General features: G+C 71.0%; 3 protein-coding genes and 1 pseudogene. All 4 read right to left on the minus strand.

The features are described from left to right. Nucleotides 1-495 (minus strand): annotated as a pseudogene (locus tag K6I34_RS32210) (type VI secretion protein); the annotation flags it as partial. A gap of 3 nt (nt 496-498) precedes the next feature. After that, nucleotides 499-1,908 (minus strand): ATP-binding protein, encoded by a 1,410-nt coding sequence (locus K6I34_RS32215; RefSeq protein WP_229331547.1) that lies wholly within the window; start codon nt 1,906-1,908, stop codon nt 499-501. 10 nt (nt 1,909-1,918) lie between these two features. After that, entirely contained in the window at nt 1,919-3,472 is a 1,554-nt protein-coding gene (locus K6I34_RS32220) for an SCO6880 family protein (RefSeq protein ID WP_229331551.1), read from the minus strand. Nucleotides 3,473-3,474: 2 nt separating this feature from the next. After that, the coding region (locus tag K6I34_RS32225; RefSeq protein WP_229331549.1) for a hypothetical protein at nt 3,475-4,586 on the minus strand (1,112 nt) is incomplete at its 5' end.

Below are 4,586 nucleotides of genomic sequence, written 5' to 3' on the forward strand. Positions count from 1 at the left end.
CCCCGGAACCGTCCCCAGCACCGTCCCCGGCACCGGAACCGCCTCCGTGCGCCTCGGCGTCGGCTCCACCGCCTCCGCCGCGACCTCCGTCACGCTCGCCCCTTCCCGATCCGCCCGCTCCGTCTCCCGGCGGCGCGCCCGTACCACCCGCCAGCGCGTCCAGGTGCTGAGAACGAAGATCCAGAGCACGATCAGGGCCAGTACCTCGCCGATGAGGAAGCCCCAGAAGAGTCCGTAGCCCGAGAGCTGCTCCGGCGGGGTCTGCGGCCAGGCGGCGGCCAGGTCGCGCGGCTGCGTCATCAGGTGGCGTAAGGCCATCGGCGTACGGTCCAGGTCGACGGCCTGTGGCCAGGAACCGTGCGCGGCGAGGCCGGCCAGTCCGGTGGTCGCCCACACGAGGAACGTCAGCGCCAGCAGGAAGGCGATCGCCCCGGTCAGCAGGCCGTCCGGGATGCCGCCTGTCCGAGGGTTCCTGTGCGGTCCGGGAGCGGGCATCCGTCAGGCCACCGTCGACTCGGAGGAACCGTACGCCCCGTCGGCCACCGCCGCGGCCGCGCGTTCCGCCGCGGCCGCCTCCGCGGCGAGCTCGCGGGCCGTGAGGTCCCGGCCGTCCTCGGTCATCGCGCGGTCGGTGTAGACGAGCGGCCGTTCGACGTCGGTGACCAGGTGCTTGACGACCTGGACGTTGCCGTTGACGTCCCAGACGGCGATGCCGGGCGTCAGCGTGGGGATGATCTCGACGGCCCACCTGGGCAGGCCGAGCACCCGGCCGGTGGCGCGGGCCTCGTCGGCCTTCTGCGCGTAGATCGTGCGGGTGGAGGCCATCTTCAGGATCGCCGCGGCCTCCTTCGCGGCCGCGCCGTCGACCACGTCCGACAGGTGGTGCACCACCGCCACGAACGACAGGCCGAGTCGGCGGCCGAACTTGAGCAGCCGCTGGAAGAGCTGCGCGACGAACGGCGAGTTGATGATGTGCCACGCCTCTTCCACCAGGAAGATGCGCTTCTTGCGGTCCGGCCGGATCCAGGTGTGCTCCAGCCACACGCCCACGATGGCCATCAGGATGGGCATGGCGATCGAGTTGCGGTCGATGTGGGAGAGGTCGAAGACGGTCAGCGGGGCGTCGAGGTCGATGCCCGTCGTCGTCGGCCCGTCGAACATGCCCCGCAGGTCGCCGTCGACGAGCCGGTCGAGCACCAGGGCGACGTCCAGGCCCCAGGCGCGCACGTCGTCTATGTCGACGTTCATCGTCTCGGCGGACTCGGCCTCCGGGTGCCGCAGTTGCTCGACGATGTCGGTCAGGACGGGTTGACGATCGGTAATCGTCTCGTTGACGTAGGCGTGCGCCACCTTGAGGGCGAAACCGGACCGCTCGTCCAGGCCGCGGCCCAGCGCCACCTCGATGATCGTGCGCAGCAGGGCGAGCTGTCCGGTCGTCGTGATCGACGGGTCCAGCGGGTTCAGCCGGATGCCGCCGTTGAGCGCGGCCGTCGGGTCGAGCCGGATGGGCGTTATCCCCAGCTGCTGTGCGATGAGGTTCCACTCGCCGACCCCGTCCTCGCCCTGCGCGTCCAGGACGACGACCTGGCGGTCGCGGAAACGCAGCTGGCGCAGCACGTACGTCTTCTCCAGCGCGGACTTGCCGTTGCCGGACTCGCCGAGCACGAGCCAGTGCGGGGCGGGCAGCTGCTGCCCGTACAGCTGGAAGGGGTCGTAGATGTAGCCCTTGCCGGAGTACACCTCGCGGCCGATGACGACGCCCGAGTCGCCGAGTCCGGGGGCCGCGGTCGGCAGGTAGACCGCCTGGGCCTGCCCGGTGGAGGTCCGTACGGGCAGCCGGGTCGTCTCCACCTTCCCGAACAGGAAGCTGGTGAATGCCTCGGTGAGTGCGGCGAGTGGGTCGAGCACGGCGAAGCCCCTAGCGTCGGATGCCGGTCGCGAACGGCAGCGTGTTGACGAAGGCCCTGTGGTGCTCGCGGTCGCACCACTCCAGCTTGAGGTAGCTCTTGCCCGCCGACGCTCTTATGGTGCGCTTGTCCCGGGCGAGCGCCTCCGGGGAGCGTGAGGAGACGGTGATGTAGCCGACCAGGTTGACGCCCGCCGCACCGCTCGCGAGGTCCTCGCCGCGCTGGTCGACGCGGGAGTGGTGGGCGACGTCGCGCGGGTCCACGACCCGGTTCATCTTGGCGGCGCGCGAGGCGTCCGCGTCGTCGTTGGTCTTCTCCGTCAGCATCCGCTCGATGGCGACGTCCGTCGGCTCCAGGTCCATGCAGACGGCGACGGTGCGGATGACGTCCGGGGTGTGCACGAGCAGCGGTGCCAGGAAGTTGACGCCCACGGGGGTCATCGGCCACTCCTTCACCCAGGCCGTCGAGTGGCACCAGGGGGCGCGTGTCATCGACTCCCGGGTCTTCGCCTGGAGGAACGTGGCCTCCGTGGCGTCCAGCTCGGCCGGCCACGCGTTGCGCTGCGTCATCGCCTGGATGTGGTCGATGGGGTGGTCCGGGTCGTACATGGAGTGCACGAGCGACGCCAGCCGCCCCTGCCCGAGCGGCTGGCGCACGCGGATGTCGGCCTCGGCGAGCCGGGCGCAGATGTCCGTGAGCTCGCGCGCCATGACGACGGCGAGCCCGCCGTCCCGGTCGAGCCGCCGCTTGCCCCCGTCGTGGCGGGAGGCACGGGCGATGGCCTGCGCCTCGGCGGCCAGCTCGCGCGTGTAGTGCATGCAGGCGACGAGGTACGCGCGGTGCTGCTCGGAGGAGGTCGACACCATCGACTGCAGCTGGTCGTACGAATCCTTCAGCCAGGTGGGCGCGTTGTCGTCGCCGCGCCGCTCGATGTCCTTGGCGTGCGCGTCGGGGTCGGCCGGGAGCGTACGGGCCAGCATCTGGATGCGCGTGACGTAGCCGTCCCCGTTGGCGACGTGCTTGAGCAGCGTGCCGAACCGGTCGACCAGCGCCTCCTGGTCCTCCGAGTCGCGCAGGCCGACGCCCGGACCCTCGATCTCGATGGCCGCGGTGACCGTACGGCGGTCCGCGTGCAGCAGCACGGCGATCTCGTCCGGCCCGAACGGCGCCGCCAGCCAGCTGATCCGCCCGATCCCCGGCGGCGGCCCGACCTCGACCTCACGGCCGTCCAGCCGCGTCCCGGCCTCCTGGGTGGCGGAGCGGTAGGTGGCGCCCTTGCGCAGAGTGCGCCGGTAGGTGCGGTTGATCTCGAACCACTTGTAGAACGTGCGCTGCCGGTAGGGCACGTACACCGCCGACAGGGCGAGCGCGGGGAACCCGGCGAGCGTGACGATCCGCAGCGGGAGGAAGGGCACCAGGAGGCCGCACATCATGCCGAGGAACGCCCCCGCGATGATCAGGGCGATCTCGCCGGTCTCCCGGTTCTTGCCGACGACCGCGTTGGGACGGGCGCGGCCGATCAGATACGTCCGGCGGGCCGCGATCGGCTGGGACTGTGCCGGGATCGTCAACGCCGCTCACCTCCTGGGGTGTTGCTGCGGTTCTGTGCGCGCTGCTCTCGCGGTGCGGAAGGAGCGCCTCCGCTCCCTGCGCCGCCACCACCGCCCGGGCGGGCCGGGGCGCGCGTGCTGTGGGCGGCGACGCCACCGGAGATGGGGTTGCCGGGACGGGCCTGCGCGCCGCTGTTGCCGCCTCCGCCGTCGCCGCGGGTGCTGTGCGTGGTGATGCCCTGCTTGACGAGCGCGGCGGGGGAGGAGATGACAGCGGCGGCCTGCCGGGAGGCGGCGTCCTTGCTGGCGCTCCGGGTGCTGACGATCTCGTCGCCGAAGCCGGGCACGAAGCGGTAGATCATCGCACTGGCGAAGATGGCGAGGAGGATGATCGCGAGGCCGGACACGACGGCCGAGATGGAGTCGTGGCCCTTGCCGGACGACAGGGCACCCGCGAGGCCGAGCACGATGACGATGATCGGCTTCACCAGGATCACCGCGATCATGATGCCCGCCCACCGGCGCACGTGCCGCCACATGTTCTTGTCGACGAGCCCCGCGTAGACGGCGGTTCCGAGCAGCGCGCCGACGTAGAGCAGGGCGGCCCGGATGACCAGTTCCAGCCACAGCACCCCGGCGGCGAGCACGGACACGAGCGACACGACGATCAGCATGATGGGGCCGCCGCCGATGCCGTCGCCCTTCTTGAGCGCGTCGGCGAACCCTCCGAAGAAGGCGTCGTTGTTGGAATTGCTGCCCGTGGCGATGACTTCCGTGACGGCGTCGGTGGCCGAGACGAGCGTGTAGAGGATCAGCGGGGTGAACGCCGACGCGAGCACGGTGAGCCACAGGAAGCCCACGGCTTCTGTGACCGCCTCGGTGAACGGCACTCCGCGCACGGCCCGCTTGGCGACGGCGAGCAGCCAGAGGATGAGCGTCAGGATGCTGGACGCGGCGAAGACGACGGCGTACTGCTGGAGGAACGTGGCGTTGGTGAAGTCCACGTTGCCGGTGTGCTTGACGGCCCCGGAGAGCTTCCCGATGATCCACGACGCGGCGTCGGCGCAGCCTTTGCCGAGGTTGGAGAGGGGGTCGACGCTGCTTTGGGGGTAGGGGGTGGTGGTGCCGC

Origin of the sequence: Streptomyces sp. UNOC14_S4 (assembly GCF_020740835.1) — a bacterium.
Taxonomy (GTDB): Bacteria; Actinomycetota; Actinomycetes; order Streptomycetales; family Streptomycetaceae; genus Streptomyces.